This window comes from Streptomyces sp. NPDC006197, from assembly GCF_040613865.1.
Classification (GTDB): Bacteria; Actinomycetota; Actinomycetes; order Streptomycetales; family Streptomycetaceae; genus Streptomyces.
In genome coordinates, this window is record NZ_JBEXSZ010000031.1 from 33,535 (window position 1) to 49,115 (window position 15,581).

15 protein-coding genes are annotated in these 15,581 nt (G+C 74.1%); 3 read left to right on the plus strand and 12 right to left on the minus strand.

From position 1 onward, the window contains the following. Positions 1 to 303: 303 nt before the first annotated feature. Positions 304 to 1,581 (minus strand): peptidoglycan-binding protein, encoded by a 1,278-nt coding sequence (locus ABZ318_RS12835; RefSeq protein ID WP_356902492.1) that lies wholly within the window; start codon positions 1,579 to 1,581, stop codon positions 304 to 306. A gap of 17 nt (positions 1,582 to 1,598) precedes the next feature. After that, positions 1,599 to 3,722 carry an NB-ARC domain-containing protein gene (locus ABZ318_RS12840; RefSeq protein ID WP_356902493.1) on the minus strand — a complete coding sequence of 708 codons (2,124 nt, stop codon included), beginning with the start codon at positions 3,720 to 3,722 and terminating at the stop codon, positions 1,599 to 1,601. A gap of 170 nt (positions 3,723 to 3,892) precedes the next feature. Here ABZ318_RS12840 and ABZ318_RS12845 point away from each other — a divergent pair, with 170 nt between their 5' ends. Continuing rightward, a complete protein-coding gene (locus ABZ318_RS12845) occupies positions 3,893 to 5,128 on the plus strand; it encodes a GNAT family N-acetyltransferase (protein WP_356902494.1) in 1,236 nt (411 codons plus the stop codon). 19 nt (positions 5,129 to 5,147) lie between these two features. On the opposite strand, the gene ABZ318_RS12850 is transcribed toward ABZ318_RS12845, so the two are convergent. The 5 genes from ABZ318_RS12850 to ABZ318_RS12870 form a co-directional block, all read right to left on the minus strand. After that, complete coding sequence (locus ABZ318_RS12850; RefSeq protein WP_356902495.1) at positions 5,148 to 6,737, minus strand: molybdopterin-dependent oxidoreductase; 1,590 nt, start codon at positions 6,735 to 6,737, stop codon at positions 5,148 to 5,150. Between the two features lie 126 nt (positions 6,738 to 6,863). Next, complete coding sequence (locus ABZ318_RS12855) at positions 6,864 to 7,775, minus strand: amino acid ABC transporter permease (RefSeq protein ID WP_356902496.1); 912 nt, start codon at positions 7,773 to 7,775, stop codon at positions 6,864 to 6,866. After that, a complete protein-coding gene (locus tag ABZ318_RS12860) occupies positions 7,772 to 8,437 on the minus strand; it encodes an amino acid ABC transporter permease (RefSeq protein WP_356902497.1) in 666 nt (221 codons plus the stop codon). Before ABZ318_RS12860 ends, ABZ318_RS12855 begins: the two co-directional genes overlap by 4 nt. Before the next feature lie 10 nt (positions 8,438 to 8,447). After that, positions 8,448 to 9,299, minus strand: coding sequence for a glutamate ABC transporter substrate-binding protein (locus ABZ318_RS12865; protein ID WP_356902498.1), 852 nt, complete (start codon positions 9,297 to 9,299; stop codon positions 8,448 to 8,450). 141 nt (positions 9,300 to 9,440) lie between these two features. Then, positions 9,441 to 10,196 carry an amino acid ABC transporter ATP-binding protein gene (locus ABZ318_RS12870; protein ID WP_356902499.1) on the minus strand — a complete coding sequence of 252 codons (756 nt, stop codon included), beginning with the start codon at positions 10,194 to 10,196 and terminating at the stop codon, positions 9,441 to 9,443. 228 nt (positions 10,197 to 10,424) lie between these two features. Between ABZ318_RS12870 and ABZ318_RS12875 the strand changes: the two genes are divergently transcribed. Beyond that, the gene (locus ABZ318_RS12875; RefSeq protein WP_030690750.1) at positions 10,425 to 10,883 is read left to right on the plus strand and encodes a cyclic nucleotide-binding domain-containing protein; all 459 of its coding nucleotides are present in this window, start codon (positions 10,425 to 10,427) and stop codon (positions 10,881 to 10,883) included. Here ABZ318_RS12875 and ABZ318_RS12880 read toward each other — a convergent pair. Next, positions 10,787 to 11,425 (minus strand): helix-turn-helix transcriptional regulator, encoded by a 639-nt coding sequence (locus ABZ318_RS12880; protein WP_356902500.1) that lies wholly within the window; start codon positions 11,423 to 11,425, stop codon positions 10,787 to 10,789. The genes ABZ318_RS12875 and ABZ318_RS12880 overlap by 97 nt on opposite strands. A gap of 161 nt (positions 11,426 to 11,586) precedes the next feature. Here ABZ318_RS12880 and ABZ318_RS12885 point away from each other — a divergent pair, with 161 nt between their 5' ends. Beyond that, positions 11,587 to 12,948: a carboxyl transferase domain-containing protein gene (locus ABZ318_RS12885; protein ID WP_356902501.1), complete on the plus strand. Its 1,362-nt coding sequence runs from the start codon at positions 11,587 to 11,589 to the stop codon at positions 12,946 to 12,948. Positions 12,949 to 12,984: 36 nt separating this feature from the next. Here the strand turns inward: ABZ318_RS12885 and ABZ318_RS12890 are convergent, their stop codons facing one another. The 4 genes from ABZ318_RS12890 to ABZ318_RS12905 form a co-directional block, all read right to left on the minus strand. After that, positions 12,985 to 13,308 (minus strand): plasmid stabilization protein, encoded by a 324-nt coding sequence (locus ABZ318_RS12890; protein ID WP_356902502.1) that lies wholly within the window; start codon positions 13,306 to 13,308, stop codon positions 12,985 to 12,987. Between the two features lie 65 nt (positions 13,309 to 13,373). Further along, the gene (locus ABZ318_RS12895) at positions 13,374 to 13,838 is read right to left on the minus strand and encodes an ATP-binding protein (protein WP_356902503.1); all 465 of its coding nucleotides are present in this window, start codon (positions 13,836 to 13,838) and stop codon (positions 13,374 to 13,376) included. Beyond that, on the minus strand, positions 13,831 to 14,250 hold the full coding sequence (locus ABZ318_RS12900) for an STAS domain-containing protein (RefSeq protein ID WP_356902504.1): 420 nt from the start codon (positions 14,248 to 14,250) through the stop codon (positions 13,831 to 13,833). Before ABZ318_RS12900 ends, ABZ318_RS12895 begins: the two co-directional genes overlap by 8 nt. A 102-nt stretch (positions 14,251 to 14,352) precedes the next feature. Beyond that, positions 14,353 to 15,561, minus strand: coding sequence for a serine hydrolase domain-containing protein (locus ABZ318_RS12905; protein ID WP_356902506.1), 1,209 nt, complete (start codon positions 15,559 to 15,561; stop codon positions 14,353 to 14,355). Positions 15,562 to 15,581 lie beyond the last annotated feature (20 nt).

Sequence of the window (15,581 nt, forward strand, 5' to 3'; positions counted from 1 at the left end):
CCGTCGGAACCGGCGCCGTACCGGACACAAGCCCCGCCACGGCGGGTCCCGTCGGCGGCTCCCCCGTTCCACCCGGCGCCGGCCCCGACGGGGCCCCCTGTGCCGTGCCCGACCCCGTACCCGGCCCCCGGTCCGGTTTCGGGGTGGGCAGGGGGCGGTCCTTGTCCGGTGGGGACGTGCGCGGGAGGGTGCCGTCCGTCAGGCGTCTGGCCGTGCGGGCCGCGTCACGCGAGGCCGCCGCGCCGGAGTCCGCGGGGTTCGGGGTCGATGCCGTCATTCGGGGTCCACCTCATGCTCTCGGGGTCATCGGAACAAACGCCGCCAGGTCTCCGGGCCCGGGTAGCCGTCGGCCGCTCCGCCGCGCCAGCCCTGTGCCCGCTGGAACGCCTCGACGTTGCGGCGGTCCGCCTCCGTCCAGCGCGGACCGGGTCCCGACAGGTAGTGCTTGCCGAAGCCCCGCTTCACCAGTTGTTTGCCCAGCTTCTCCACATATGCGTTGGATTGGCCCGGACGGAAGTAGCCACGCCCGGGAAACCTCGTCGCATTCGCGCTCGGGCCGCTCGAACCACTCGAACCGCCGATGTCCTTGCCCCCGCCGGCCACCAGGAGCCGCCACGTGTGCGGCCCGGGCAGCCCGTCCGCCTCCGCGCCCCTCCAGCCCTGCGCGAGCTGGAACGCCTGGGTGGCCCTGCGGTCCGCCTCCCCCCACTTCGGGCCGGGGCCCTGGCTGTAGAACTTCCGGCCGCCGCGCTCGACGAGGAGCTGCCCGAGCTGGGTGACGTACGCGTTGTCCGCGCCCGGGCCGAACTTCCCCGCCCCCGGGAACGGCGTCGCCACCGTGGGCTCCGCCCCGCCGCCCGTGCTGCCGCTGACCACGCCCTTGTAGCGGTAGGGCACGTACCGGTCGGAGTTCTCCCAGTACGCCATGGGCGTCGCCTGCTTCCGCGTGCGCGGCTTCGTCTGCTCGTAGGCGATGTAGGAGGTGTGGGTGTAGTCGGTCCAGCCGCCGAAGATCGTGACGTGCGAGCCGCGGGTCGGGTTGGCCGGGTTGTGGAAGAGCAGGATGTCGCCGGGCTGGAGCTCGGTGCGGCCGATCCGCTCGGCGAAGCGGTCGAGGCTGCCGGTCCACTCGTTGCTGCGCAGGTTCCAGGCCATGGAGATGTAGCCGGAGCAGTCCTGGCGGTACCCGTCCGACCAGTACTTCTCCATGGAGTACGGGACTTGTGCGGCGACCCACTTCTTGGCCCGGTTGACGATCTCCGCGCGAGTCGTCCGCCGCAGCGTCTCCGTCGAGACCTGACTGGTCGTCGGGACGGAGATCGGGGTCGGGTCCGGGCCGGGCCCCGGCGCGCCGTGCAGCGGCCCCCGCCCGCCCTGCGGGGTCTCGGGCCCCGGCCAGGGGGTGTCGGCGGCGGAGGCCGCGGAGCCGACCGAGTCGACCGAGCCGACCGAGCCGGCGGATTCGACCGAGCCTGCGGAGCCGCCGGAGTCGGCCGAGCCGACGGACCGGGTCGTGGCCTGCTCCGGCAGGACCGCGGGGTCCGCCTCCGCCGGGCCCGTTCTCGCCGGACCTGTTCCCATCGGGTCCGCCCGGCCCCTCAGGCCTGCCGGGGTCTCGGCGCGGGTTCGTCCCCCCAGCCCTGTCGGGGGACGCGCAGGGCGCGGTCGAGGCCGGCCTGTGGGGGGCCCGTGAGGGCGCGGACGAAGATCTCCTCGTAGGCCGGTTCGCCGATCGTCGCCCTCGCGGTGTCCGCGTACTTCTCGCGCAGGGCCCGCAGGCCGGGCAGCCCGCGCCGGGGCTGGCCGGTGGAGCGCCAGTACGCCTCACCCGTGCCGCTCACGTCGGCGGCGCGCTCGCCGTCCCCGGCCGCCGCGAGGGCGGTGGCGAGGACGTCGAGGCCGAGGGCAACGCCGAGGCTCGCGCCGAGGCCGCGGGTGCCTTCGAGCATGGCGCGGGCGTGGCCGGCGGCGGCCGCCGGATCGCCCTCCAGGAGGCCGGTGAGGGCGAGCTGGTACTCGAGGGCCGTGCGGATCCAGTGCTCGTCGAGCTCCTCGCACCGGGCGCGCAGCCGGAGCGCCCGCTGCCGGGCCTCGGCGAGGCGGCCGAGGCCGGTGAGGGCGAAGACCCGCACGAGCCGGCAGCGGAGGCGGGCGGCGGAGTCGGCGGGGCCGCCCCGGGCGGCGTCGAGGACGTGGCCCACGACGACGTACGCGGCCATCGGCCGGCCGGTGGTCAGGGCGATGAGCCCGGCGAGGGCGGCGGCGTCGAGGGTGAGGTCGCCGGGCCGGTCGCGGTCGCCGTGAGGAGCTCCCTCGTACGGCGAGGGCTCGACGTGCTCCGCGTACCTGGCCTCGCGGGCGCAGCGCTCGCTCACCTCCTGCGCGGGGCCGGGCTCGCCCTGCAGGACCAGGGTGACGCCGAGGGCCCACAGGGCGCGGGCCCGGGCGCGGCCCCGGGTCCCACTGAGGAGGGCCTGTTCGAGGCCGTCGCGGGCCTCGTGGAGGCGGCCTCGGCAGGACCAGGCGAAGGCGACGGACCCGACGAGGTCGAGGGCGGCGTCGGGGTCGGTGCGCAGCAGCCGGTCCAGGGCGGTGCGCAGGTCGGCGTGGTGCGCGTCGACGGTCCGGTGCCAGCGGAGTTGGCGGGCGCCGTGCCATGCGGTCTCGGCCCGGCGGGCCAGGCCCCGGAAGTGGGCGGCGTGCCGTTCGGCGACCGTCGCGGTCTCGCCGGTGCGGTCCAGCCAGGTCGCCCCGTACTCGCGGATGGTGTCGAGCATGCGGAGCCTGCCGGCGGCGTCCGGCGGACGGACCACGGAGGAGCGGACGAGGCCGTCGAGCGCGCCGGGCAGGGTCGCGCGGTCGAGGGGGCCGCCGGCGCAGACGGCGGTCGCGGAGGCGAGGTCGAAGGGGCCGCGGAAGACGGAGAGCCGGGCCCAGAGGAGGCGTTCGAGGGGGGTGCTCAGCTCGTGGCTCCAGCCGATGGCGGCGCGCAGGGTCTGGTGGCGGCTCGGCCAGACCCGCTCGGTGTGGGCGAGCAGGTCGAAGCGGGCGCCCGGCGGGGCGTCGAGGCGGGTGCCGAGCTGGTCGCGGACGGCTTCGGCGCCCTGGAGGCGGATCTGCGCGGCGGCCAGTTCCAGGGCGAGCGGGATGCCCTCCAGGCGTACGCAGATCTCGCCGGCGGGTCCGGCGGCGGGGAGGTCCTCGCCGGCGGCCCGGCGGAGGAGTTCCAGGGCGTCGCGTCCGGCGGGCGGCAGCGGGTCGAGGGCGACGGCCCGCTCCCCCCGGACGCCGAGGGGGCGGCGGCTGGTGGCGAGGACGGTGAGGCCGGGGGCGGCGGCGAGGAGTTCGGTGACGAGCCGGGCGCAGGGTTCGGCGAGGTGCTCGCAGGAGTCGAGGACGAGGAGCAGCCGGGCGTCGGCGAGGCGGCGGCAGAGTCCGGTGGCGGCCATGCCGGGGGTGTGGTCGGCGAGGTCGACGGAGTCGGCGACGAGCGGGACGAGGAGCCGGTCGCCGTCGAGCTGGGAGAGGTCGGTCCACCAGGCGCCGTCCGGGTGTCCGTCGGCGGCGCGGTGCGCGGCGCGCAGCGCGAGCCGGGTCTTCCCGACTCCCCCGACGCCGGTCACGGTGACGAGTCGGTGGTCCGCCAACGCGGCGGAGACGCGCTCCAGTTCCGTGCGGCGCCCCACGAAACCGGGGTTCTCGTCCGGCAGATGTCCACGCACGGAAGCAGTCTCCCTCATGCGCGCCGCGAACGGACCGGTGGAACCGGTTCGTTACGCCGCCGGTCCCCGTTCCGGAGCGGAAAATCGTTTGACCCGGCCCCGGGACGGGACTGCACTGTGCGGGGCGCCGCGGGTGGTGGTGCCGGTGTTCCGGGGAGGCAGCAGTACCGATGGAGATCCGTCCCACGACCGACCAGGACCTCCGTGTCTTCGTCGACACGATGCACACCGCGTTCGGGCTCTTCCCCGAAACGCCGGCCGAGGACGGTGGAGGCGTCTGGTGGTCGGCGCTCGAGATGGAACGTGGCCTGTTCGCCCTGGCGCGGGACGGGCGGCCCGTCGGCACCGCCGCTTCGTACTCCTTCGAGCTCACCCTGCCCGGTGACGTCCTCGTCCCGGTCGGCGGAGTGACCGCCGTCGGTGTGCTGCCCTCGCACCGGCGCCGCGGCGTGCTCAGTGCGATGATGCGGCACCAGCTCACCGAGCTGCGGGCCCGGGGGGACTTCCTCTCCGTGCTGCTGGCCTCCGAGGCCACGATCTACGGCAGGTTCGGCTACGGCCCGGCGACCTACACGCAGCGGCTGACCGTACCGCGCCGGCAGGCCGCGCTCGCCCCGCCCCGGGCACTCGGGACGGCCGGTGTCACGGCGGCGGGGGCGGACGCCGGCTCGGTCGAGGTGCTGCGGCGCGCCGAGTGCGGGGAGATCCTCGAAGCGGTCTACGACCGGTACCGCCGCACGCAGCCCGGCGCGCTGTCCCGGCCGCCCCGCTGGTGGGCCCTGCGGGCGGGGCAGCCCCCGATCGCTCCGGCGCCGCGTTACGTCGCCGTCCACCGGGACGCCGACGGAACCCCGGACGGGTACGCCAGTTACGCCATCGGTGAGGACCGCACCCTGACCGTCGACGAGACGATCGTCTGCGACGACGCCGTCTTCACGGCTCTGGCCCGGTTCGTGCTCGAACACGACCTGATCAGTACGGTCGTGTTCAAGCACGTCCCGCCCGGGCATCCGCTGCGCCTGCAGCTGGCGGACTTCCGCGCCGGTGAGGTGAGCAAGGACACCGACTGGCTCTGGGTCCGGCTGCTCGACGTGCCGGGCGCGCTGACCGCGCGCGGCTGGTTCACGGACGGCGAGCTCGTCCTCGACGTGGAGGACCCGTTCCTCGGCGAGCACGGCCGCCACCTGCTGACCGTCCGGGACGGCAAGGCGGAGTGCGTCCCGACGGACCGGGAGCCCGATCTCTCCCTGGACGTACGGGACCTGGGCGCGGTCTACCTCGGCGGCACCGCCCCGAGCACCCTGGTGCGCGCCGGGCACGTCCGGGCCCACCACCCCGGCGCGGCCGCACGCGCCGACGCCCTGTTCCGCGGCGAGCGTTCCCCGCACTGCCTGCACTGGTTCTGATCGCGCGCCGGCGCCGGGATCACCCTCCTTCGACCGTGACGACGACCGAGTGCCACCCCTGTGCCCCGTCGGGCATGGTGTCGGTGCGGCGTTCCGGCTGGGTGGTGCCGGTGCCGTCGGTGGCACGGACGGTGAGGGTGTGGCGGCCGGGGGTGGCGGCCCAGGGGTGGGCCCACTGGCGCCAGGTGTCGGCGCTGTCCTCGGCCGCGAGCCGGGCGTCCTGCCAGGGGCCGTCGTCGATCCGTACCTGGACCCGGCGGATGCCGCGGTGCTGGGCCCAGGCGACCCCGGCGACCATGACGGTGCCGGCGGCGGGGCGGGCGAAGGGGCGCGGGGTGTCGATGCGGGACTGGGTCTTGACGGGGGCCTGCGCCGCCCAGCCGCGCGGGACCCAGTAGGCGTCGTACGCGTCGAAGGTCGTGAGCTCGATCGACTCGATCCATTTGCAGGCGGAGACGTAGCCGTACAGGCCGGGGACGACCATGCGGACGGGGAAACCGTGGGTGAAGGGCAGGGGTTCGCCGTTCATCCCGAAGGCGAGGAGGGCGTCGCGGCCGTCCATGACGGCTTCGACGGGGGTGCCGATGGTCATGCCGTCGACGGAGCGGGCGACCAGCTGGTCGGCGGGGCCGCCCTCGGAGGGCGGACGGACGCCGGCCTCGCGGAGCAGGCCGGCGAGGGGGACGCCGAGCCAGCGGGCGTTGCCGGCGAGCGAACCGCCGACCTCGTTGGAGACGCAGCACAGGGTGATGTCCCGCTCCACCGTCGGCCGGGCCATGAGCTCCCGCAGGGTGAGGGTGCGTTCCGCGCGGACCCCGCTGCCGTGGAGGCGCAGCCGCCAGTGGTCGGCGTCGACCTTGGGGACGATGAGCGCGGTGTCGACGCGGTAGAAGTCGCGGTTCGGGGTGACGAAGGGGCTGATGCCGGGGACGTCGAGCTGCGCTCCGGCGGGTACGGCCGGTGCGGGGGAATCGGGCCGGGGCAGGCGCAGGGCCGCGCGGGAGGCGGCGGCGTTCTCCTGTACGGGGCTGCCGACCGCGCGGCCGAGTGCGGCGGCGCCGGTCGCGGCGAGGCCGGTGGAGGCGGCGACGACGAGGAAGCCGCGCCGGTCCGCCCGGGCGGTTCCGGGCCGCGGGGTGAGGAGCCGACCGGTCAGGACGTACAGGAGGAGCGCGCCGGCCGCGGCTCCGGCAAGGGAGGGGACGGCGTCCAGGGCGGTGTCGGAGTCGGGGCGGGTGACGGCGGCGAGGGCTCCGAGGACGCCGAAGGCGGCGACGGCCGCCGTGCCGAGCAGGCGGTGGCGCAGAGCGAGCAGCCCGACCGCGAGGGCGAGGAGGGCGAGGAGGAGCAGAATGCCGAGCTGGAGGACGGTCTTGTCGCTCTCGCCGAAGGCGCGGATCGCCCATTCCTTGAGGGCCGCCGGGGTCCGGTCGACGACGGCGCCGCCGACGGCCGGGACGGGGCCCGCCTCGGGACGTACCCGGGCGGCGACGAGGTCCGCGACGGCCAGGGAGACGTACGCCGAGACCAGGCCTCCGAGCGCGGCGAGGAGGCGGTCGGTGCGGGTGGGTTCGTGGTGCGGCTCGCGCGGGTTCCCGGTGGCTTCCATGGTGGGTGTTTCGGCACGCCGGGCCGCGCGGATGGGCCGCGTCACCCGTATGGGCCCCGGCGCGTGTCGGGGTGTTCGCCCGGTCGGGGGCTCAGCGCGTATCGGGGTGTTCGCCCGGTCGGGGGCTCAGCGCGTGTCGGGGTGTTCGCCCGGTGTCGCCAGTTCCTCCACCGCCTCGACCCCGACGACCGCGCCGGTGGACTTCTTGCCGCGGCGCAGCCGGCGTTCGAGCCAGGAGGCGAAGGTGGTGAGCGCGAAGTTGAGGGCGACGAAGATCACGGCGACGACGGTGAAGCAGGCGATCGTGTTGGCGCCGTAGTTGGCGCTCATCGGGCGGACGGAGGCGAGGAGTTCGGAGAAGCCGAGCATCGCGCCGCCGAGGGCGGTGTCCTTGACGATGACGACGAGCTGGCTGACGAGGGCGGGCAGCATGGCCGTGACGGACTGCGGCAGGAGGACGTGGGCCATGATCTGGCCCTTGCGCATGCCGATGGCCTTGGCGGCGTCGGTCTGGCCGGCGGGCAGGGCGAGGATGCCGGCGCGGACGACCTCGGCGAGGACGGAGGCGTTGTAGAGGACGAGGCCGGTGACGACGGCGTACAGGGGGCGGGTGTCCGGGCTGATGTCGGTGAACTCGGAGTAGGCGGCGTTCGCGAAGAGCATCAGGATCAGAACGGGGATGGCGCGGAAGAACTCGACGACGGTGCCGGCCGCGGCACGGACGGACCGGTGGTCGGAGAGCCGGAGGATGCCGAGGAGCGCGCCCAGGGGCAGCGCGATGACCATGGCGAGCGCGGCGGCGATCACGGTGTTCTTCAGGGCGGGCAGGATGTACGTCTCCCAGACGCGGGCGTCGGTGAAGAAGGGCGCCCACTTGGACCATTCGAGCTGGTTCTTGTCGGCGAGGCTCGTCACGACCCACCACACCACGGCGGCGAGGCCGACCAGGAACAGCAGGCTCCAGACGAGGTCGCGCCGGCGGGCGCGCGGGCCGGGGACGTCGTAGAGGACGGTGGGCTTCTCCTTCGGGCCCTTCACCGCTTCACCGCCACCTTCTTGGCCACCCAGCCGAGGAGGAGCCCGGTGGGCAGGGTGAGGCAGAGGAAGCCGACGGCGAAGGTCACGGAGATGAGGAGGAGCTGGGCCTCGTTCTCGATCATCTCGCGCATCAGCAGGGCCGCCTCGGCGACGCCGATGGTGGCGGCCACGGTGGTGTTCTTGGTGAGGGCGATGAGGACGTTGGCGAGCGGGCCGACGACGGAGCGGAAGGCCTGCGGGAGCACGATCAGGCGCAGGACCTGGGGGAAGTTCAGTCCGATGGCGCGGGCGGCCTCGACCTGTCCGAGGGGGACGGTGTTGATGCCGGAGCGCAGGGCCTCGCAGACGAACGCGCTGGTGTAGGCGGTGAGGCCGAGGACGGCGAGCCGGAAGTTGATGGTGGTGAACCGGTCGGCGCCGAGGCTGACTCCGAGGGTCTGGAAGAGGCCGAGCGAGGTGAAGACGATGATGACGGTGAGAGGGATGTTGCGGACGATGTTGACGTAGGCGGTGCCGAAGCCCCGCATGAGGGGGACGGGGCTGACGCGCATCGCGGCCAGCAGCGTCCCCCAGACGAGGGAGCCGATCGCGGAGTAGACGGTGAGCTGCACCGTCACCCAGAAGGCTCCGAGCAGGTCGTACCCCTGGAGGAAGTCGAACACGACGGCCTGCTCACTTGACGATGACGCCGATCTTCGGGGCGGGTTCGTTCTTGTAGCCGGACGGACCGAGGTTCTTGTCGACGGCGGCCTGCCACGAGCCGTCGGCGACCATCTTCTCCAGGGCCGTGTTGATCTTGGCCTTGAGGTCGCTGCCCTTCTGGACGCCGATGCCGTAGTTCTCGTTGCTCATCTTGAAGCCGCCGAGCTTGAACTTGCCCTTGAACTCGGGCTGCGCGGCGTACCCGGCGAGGATCGCGTCGTCGGTGGTGAGGGCATCGACGACGCCGTTCTCCAGGCCGGTGAGGCACTCGGAGTAGCCGCCGTACTCCTGGAGCTGCGCGTTCGGGGCGATCTTCGTCTTGACGTTCTGCGCGGAGGTCGAGCCGGTGACCGAGCAGAGCTTCTTGTTGTTCAGGTCGGACGGCTTCTTGATCGAGTCGTCATCCGCCCGGATCAGGACGTCCTGGTGGGCGAGGAGGTAGGGACCCGCGAAGTCGACCTTCTCCATCCGCTTGGGGTTGATCGAGTACGAGGCCGCGATGAAGTCCACGTCGCCGCGCTGGAGCAGGGTCTCCCGGTCGGCGCTCTTGGCCTCCTTCCAGACGATGTCCTTCGGGTCGTGGCCGAGCTGCTTGGCGACGTAGGTCGCCACGTCGACGTCGAAGCCGGTGTAGGTGCCGTCGGGGGTCTTCAGGCCGATGCCCGGCTGGTCGAACTTGATGCCGACGGTGATCTTCTTGCCGTCGCCGTGATCTCGGGGCGCGCCGTCGGCCGCGGCGTTCGCGAATCCTGCCGAGGTGACGGAGAGGACGACGGCCGCGGCGGCTGCCACGACGGCCCTGCTGGTCCTGAGCGGGTTCATGAGGATCACCCCTGGGGGCTGCTGGTCGGGCGACCGGGCGGCGGCCGCGGCTCGGTGGTGGTGGAGGAGGATCTCGGAGAGGCACAGGCTCCTGGACGGGTCGGTGGCGGAGGATCTCGGAGAGGCGGGCTCCTGGACGGGTCAGTGGTGGAGGATCTTGGAGAGGAAGTCCTTGGCTCGGTCGCTGCGCGGGTTGCTGAAGAACTCGTCCGGGGTCGTCTCCTCGACGACCCGGCCGTCGGCCATGAAGACCACGCGGTTGGCCGCGGAGCGGGCGAAGCCCATCTCGTGGGTCACGACCACCATCGTCATGCCGTCCCGGGCCAGCTGCTGCATGACCTCCAGGACCTCGTTGATCATCTCCGGGTCGAGCGCGGAGGTCGGCTCGTCGAAGAGCATCACCTTCGGATCCATGGCGAGGGCGCGGGCGATCGCCACGCGCTGCTGCTGGCCCCCGGAGAGCTGCGCCGGGTACTTGTCGGCCTGCGAGGCGACGCCGACCCGGTCGAGGAGGGAGCGGGCCCTCTCCTCGGCCTTCTTCCGGTCCTTCTTGCGGACCTTGATCTGACCGAGGGTCACGTTGTCGAGCACGGTCTTGTGCGCGAAGAGGTTGAAGGACTGGAAGACCATGCCCACGTCGGCCCGCAGGGCCGCCAGTTCGCGTCCTTCGGCGGGCAGCGGCCGCCCGTCGACGACGATCTCGCCCGCGTCGATGGTCTCCAGGCGGTTGATCGCCCGGCACAGCGTCGACTTCCCCGAGCCGGACGGCCCGATGACGACGACGACCTCGCCGCGGTGGATCGTGAGGTCGATGGACTGGAGGACGTGCAGGGGACCGAAGTGCTTGTCGACCCCGCGCAGTACGACGAGCGCGTCGCCGCCGTCCGGGACGGGCATGGCACCCTCCTGGGTCACGCCCCCGCTTGCCGCTTCCTCCCCACGTTCATGCTCCGCCCTCCACCCGCCCGGCGCACTCCGGACGGCGGGCGTACGGAGGGTGAGCGCACCGGCACGCTGCGGGGTCCCGGCCCGGGGGCGGCCCCGCCCGGCGGCCCGGAGCCTGCGCGGGGCGACGGCCGGGCCCACACTGGGGGTGGGGAGCCGAGTCCGCGAGGAGGGACCGCCATGAGCAGAGCCGCGCCCAAGGTCAGCACGCTGCCCCAGGAGCACCGGGAGCGCCTGATGGCCTTCGCCGAGGACGTGTACTTCGAGTCCGGTCACCGCCTGTTCGAGGAGCAGCAGCACGCCGACCGGTTCTGGATCGTGAAGACGGGCGCGGTGACCCTCGACGCGAAGGTGCCGGGCCGGGGGTCGCCCGTGATCGAGACCCTGCGCCACGGCGAGCTGGTCGGGCTCTCCTGGCTGTTCCCGCCGTACCTGTGCCAGTCGGGGGCCGAGGCGATGACACCGGTCCGGGCGTACGAGTTCGACGCCCCGGCCGTGCGGTCGATGTGCCACTCGGACACGGAGTTCGGCGCCTCGGTCATCTACTGGGTGGGGGCGATCCTCGCCCACCGCCTCCATGTGACCCGGGTCCGTCTCCTCGACCTGTACGCCCCGCACGGCAGCGGCGTCCTGGCCTGACCGGTGGTGTGCCGGAGCAGCGTCGGGGCCTGCCCGGCGCCGTGCGGACGGCACGGCGCCGGGCGGGCCCGGGACGGTCGGGCGAGGAGGACGTCCGCCAGGTCCGCCCGGCCGCTGACACCGAGCTTGCGGCAGATCCTGCCGAGGTGGTTCTCCACGGTCCGCACGGACAGGACGTACGTCTCGGCGGTCTCCCGGCTCGTGCGACCGCGCGCGGCCATCAGCGCGATGTCCCGCTCCCGGGCGCTGAGCGGCACCGCCGCCGCGGCCCCGCCGAGCGCGCCCATCCGCTCGCGGAGCACGAGCTGCTTGACGCGGGCGTGTGCCTGCCGGTGCTGCAGATCGAACCGGACGGCGCGGTGCGGGCGATGGCGGCCTACGAGGGCACCGTCGGGAACGTCCTGACGGACGATCCCGACGGAGCTGTGGCGGCGGGCCGTCGCCCGCCGGCACGGCCCGTTCGTACGGGAGGCCCTGGCGCGGGTGCGGACCATGCGGGAGTGGGCGGAGGCCACGCGGGCGATCGACCTCCGCTTCGGCACGGAGGCGGACCGGCGGCGGATCGCCCGCCGTCCGGCGTTCGTCCCGGGCTGCTGAGGGGTACCGGGCGGTACGGTGGAGGGGCGGCACCGCACGGCCCCGTAGGCACCCGAGCACCGCACCATCCCGTCCGTACACTCCGGCGACGAGCGGCGAGGCCTGCATGAGCGACCCGACGACGGCACGTGAGGCGATCGCCCTCGTCACCGACGACTTCAGCGAACTCCCCTTCGCGGAAGGCCCTCTGACCGGTGACGGGCCGATCGGCTGGCCCGGCTACTCCGCCGCGCACGCCCGCGCCGCCGACCGCACCGGCGAGACCGAGTCGGTGGTCTGCGGCACCGGCGTGGTGGGCGGGGTGACGGCGGTGCTGATCTCCTTCGAGTTCCGGTTCCTCGGCGGGTCCCTCGGGGAGCGGACGGGCGCGCGGGCCGCCGCCGCCCACGCCCTGGCCCGGGCGCGGCGGCTGCCCGTGGTCGTCCTCCCGGCCACCGGCGGCAGCCGGATGCACGAGGGCATGCGCGCCCTCCTCCAACTCCAGTTCCTGGCGCGCGAGTCGGAGGCCACCCGGGCCGCGGGGCTGCCGCAGATCGCCGTCCTGCGGGATCCGACCACGGGCGGCGGCTGGGCCACGCTCGGCGCCGGCTCCGACGTCGTCCTCGCCCTGCCTGGCGCCCAGGTCGGCTTCGCCGGCTCCCGCGTGCGGCCGCCGGACGCGGACCCGGCCGCGTACACCGCCGAGGCGCAGCTCGCCCACGGCCACCTCGACGCGATCGTGCCGCCCGCGGCGCTGCGCGAGACCCTCGGGCGCTGGCTGTCGCTGCTGGTCCGGCCCGCCGAGGGCCCCGTTCCGCCGCCGTACGCGCTCGGCGACCCGGGGGCGCCGCCTGCCGCGAGCGGCCGGGAGGCGGTGGCGCGCGCCCGGCATCCGGACCGGCCCCGGGCCGCCGCGTACCTCGACGCCCACTTCACCCTGCGCGAGGAGATCTCCGGCGACCGCTGCGGGGGCGTCGACCCGGGCATGCGGTGCGGCTTCGGGCGGCTCCCCGACGGCCGTACCGTCGCCTACGCGGCCCAGTGCGGCACCGCGACCCGTCCGGCCGGTTTCCGCACGGCGGCCCGCCTGGTGCGCCTGGCCGACCGCCTCGGCATCCCGGTGCTCACCCTCGTGGACACCCCGGGCGCCGCCAACGACCCGGCGGCGGAGCGCGCGGGGGCGGGGACGGCGATCGCCGACCTGTTCGCCGCCGTCGCCTCCGCCCGCACCCCGCTCACCTCGCTGCTCATCGGCGAGGGGGGTTCCGGCGGCGCCCTGGCGCTCGCCGCGCCGGGCAACACCTGGGCCACGCCGGACGGTTACTTCTCCGTCATCGCGCCCGAGGCAGCCGCCGCCATCCTCAAGCGGGCTCCCGCGGAGGCCGCGACCACCGCAGACCAGCTGCGTCTGCGCCCCCAGGACCTGGTGGACCTCGGTGTCGTCCGGGGCGTCGTGGGGCCTCCTCCGGGGCGGTCCCGGGCCGGATGAGCGGCCCGGGTCCCCGGCGGCCGTCCGAGGCGCTCCCTACTCGCCCAGGGCCCGCTTCAGTCCGGCCTTGTCCATCGAGGAGCGGCCGTGGATGTTGCGGCGCTGGGCCTCGGCGTAGAGCTGGTCGTAGGTCGGGCCCTCCGAGCCGCTGTGCGAGCGCTTGCCGCCGCGGCGCGAGGAGGACATGTCCTGCGTGGAGCTCTTGCTCGCGGTCTTCGCCTCGCCGGACCGCGCCCGCTCCTTGTTCACCGTGCGCGCGGCGATCTCCTCGGCGCGCTTCTCGCTCTCGCCCCGGTCCAGAGCGCTCTCCTTAATGTGCTCGTACTGCCGCTCCCGCTTGGCGTTCGATCCGCGCGGCATGACCCGCTCCTCTCCGTCCGGATGCGCTTGCCCCCGCGCCCGACGCCTGCCCGCCCCCGACGGGTCTAATCCGGTTCGTCCCGCTTCCTCCGGGGCGGGCGGTCGACCTCCAGCCAGACCACCTTGCCCATGGCTCCCGGCCCCTTGTCCCGGCTGCCCCAGTCGCCCGCGAGCCGGTCCAGGACCATCAGGCCGTGCCCGCCGGGCAGCGCGGGGGACCGGGGCGTCCGCACCCGCGGATGCTCCGGGCTGGCGTCGTACACCTCGACGCGCAGCCGCCCCCGCCCGTTCCGCAGGACGAACTGCTCGGGTCCGCCGGCGTGCAGGCAGGCGTTGGTGACGACCTCCGACACGAGGAGCAGGACGTCCTCGACGCGCTCCTCGGCCTCCTCGCCGTCCGCCGGGATCCACCCCCAGTCGGCCAGGGCCTTCGCGGTGAAGTCCCGGCAGCGCGAGACGACGCCGCGCGTCCCGTGCAGCACCAGCCTGCGGACCTGGTCCAGGGGACCGCCGTCGCCTTCGTCAGCCATGGGTGTCTCCCCCGTCCCGCGTCCCGGCGCCCTCGTCGGCCAGCGCCTCGGCCGCGTCCGCGTACACCCGGAAGACCGTCCGGGCGCCGGTGATGTCGAACATCCGGTCCACCGGCGGGTGGAGCCCGGCGAGGTCCAGGAGCCCGCCCCTCTCCAGCAGGCGCATACGGGCCCGCAACAGCTCGTTCAGGCCGGTCGAGTCGCAGAAGGTCAGACCGGAGCAGTCCACGACGACCCGCCGGGCCCGGGCGCATTCGTCCAGCGCCCGGCACAGCGGGCCGGCCGTGTCGTGGTCGAGCTCGCCGCCCAGCTCGAGGACGACCACCGCGTCGGGCACCCCGGGCCGGGCCCGGACGACGAACCGGGGGCCGGGGGGCGGCGGCCCCTCCCCCGTACTGTCGTCGGCGTCCATGGACACCGGCCCACCTCCTCGTACCGCTCTGCCAGACCACCTCTTCCCCAGTTTCGTGCAGATAGCCTCGATCGACACCCCTGGAAGGGTGCCGGATGCCGCCTAGCGGGGCTGGACCGCGCCGTCGTAGACGTGGTCCGGGGTGACGATCGAGGTGATCGCGCGGGCGAGCGGTGTGGACGGCTCCTGGCCCTGGCTGGTGATGTCCGTGTTGATCATGATGACGAGCGTGGCGTCCCGCTCGGGCAGATAGACGGTCACCGTCTCGTACCCCGGGATCGAACCGTTGTGCCCGATCCAGCCGTTGGCGTCGAAGATGCCGAGGCCGTAGCCGAGGCCGGGGTGGCCGGTCGGCAGCGTCCTGAGCCGCTGCGCCTGCGTCCGGGGGCTGAGCAGCTCGCCGGTGGCGAGGATCTTCGCCCAGCGGCGCAGGTCGTGCATGTCGGAGATCATCGCCCCGGCCGCCCAGGCCCAGCTGGGGTTCCAGTCGGTGGAGTCCACGACCGCGCCGCTGAGCGTCTGGTTCGTGTAGCCGCGGGGGTGCGGCTCGGGGAACTCGGGGCCGGTGGGGAGGAACGTGTGGCGCAGGCGGGCGGGGCGGAGCACGCGGTCGCGGAGGAATTCGTCCAGCGGTTGGCCGCTGACCTTCTCCACCACCAGGCCGAGGAGCACCAGGTTGCTGTTCGAGTACTCGAACTTCGCGCCCGGCGCGAAGGTGTTCTTGTGCCTGAAGCCGTAGGCGAGCGCCTCCTCCGGGGTGAAGGAGCGCTGCGGGTCGCTGAGCAGGTCGTGGATGAAGCCGGGGTCGGAGGTGTACGGGAAGAGGCCGCTGCGCATCTCGGCGAGGTGGCGCAGGGTGATCCGGTGTCCGTTCGGCACTCCGCGGACGTAGCGGGCGATGGGGGCGTCGAGGCGGATCCGGTGGTCGTCGACGAGCTCCAGGAGGGCGGTGACCGTGAAGGTCTTGGTCTCGCTGCCGATGCGGACGAAGCCGTCGGTGGTCATCGGCTCGCGGGTGACCTTGTCGGCGACGCCGGTCGCGCGGACGTAGCTTCCCTTGCCGGGCATCCACAGGCCGACGGCGACGCCGGGGATGCCGGCCTGCTTGCGGACGTCCTCGATGGCCCGGTCGAGCCGGGCGGTGAGCTCGGGGCCGAGTCCGCCGGGCGGGCAGTCGTCCTCGCCGTGCCTGACGACGGCGTCGCCGCTCACGGCGTGGACGGCGGCGGCGGGCGTGGCCGTCACGGGGGCCAGCACGGACGCCACGAGGAGCGTCGCGGCGAACAGCCGGCGGGAGGGGGTACGTCGCATGTCGGGGGTGCCTCTTCCGG

What these genes read in the sequence shown, in the direction of transcription:
- ABZ318_RS12900 (WP_356902504.1), bottom strand. Translation starts at nt 14,250, where the DNA reads ATGGACGCCGACGACAGTACGGGGGAGGGGCCGCCGCCCCCCGGCCCC.
- ABZ318_RS12850 (WP_356902495.1), bottom strand. Translation starts at nt 6,737, where the DNA reads ATGGAAGCCACCGGGAACCCGCGCGAGCCGCACCACGAACCCACCCGC.
- ABZ318_RS12870 (WP_356902499.1), bottom strand. Translation starts at nt 10,196, where the DNA reads ATGCCCGTCCCGGACGGCGGCGACGCGCTCGTCGTACTGCGCGGGGTC.
- ABZ318_RS12890 (WP_356902502.1), bottom strand. Translation starts at nt 13,308, where the DNA reads ATGCCGCGCGGATCGAACGCCAAGCGGGAGCGGCAGTACGAGCACATT.
- ABZ318_RS12835 (WP_356902492.1), bottom strand. Translation starts at nt 1,581, where the DNA reads ATGGGAACAGGTCCGGCGAGAACGGGCCCGGCGGAGGCGGACCCCGCG.
- ABZ318_RS12875 (WP_030690750.1), top strand. Translation starts at nt 10,425, where the DNA reads ATGAGCAGAGCCGCGCCCAAGGTCAGCACGCTGCCCCAGGAGCACCGG.
- ABZ318_RS12865 (WP_356902498.1), bottom strand. Translation starts at nt 9,299, where the DNA reads ATGAACCCGCTCAGGACCAGCAGGGCCGTCGTGGCAGCCGCCGCGGCC.
- ABZ318_RS12885 (WP_356902501.1), top strand. Translation starts at nt 11,587, where the DNA reads ATGAGCGACCCGACGACGGCACGTGAGGCGATCGCCCTCGTCACCGAC.
- ABZ318_RS12895 (WP_356902503.1), bottom strand. Translation starts at nt 13,838, where the DNA reads ATGGCTGACGAAGGCGACGGCGGTCCCCTGGACCAGGTCCGCAGGCTG.
- ABZ318_RS12905 (WP_356902506.1), bottom strand. Translation starts at nt 15,561, where the DNA reads ATGCGACGTACCCCCTCCCGCCGGCTGTTCGCCGCGACGCTCCTCGTG.
- ABZ318_RS12845 (WP_356902494.1), top strand. Translation starts at nt 3,893, where the DNA reads ATGGAGATCCGTCCCACGACCGACCAGGACCTCCGTGTCTTCGTCGAC.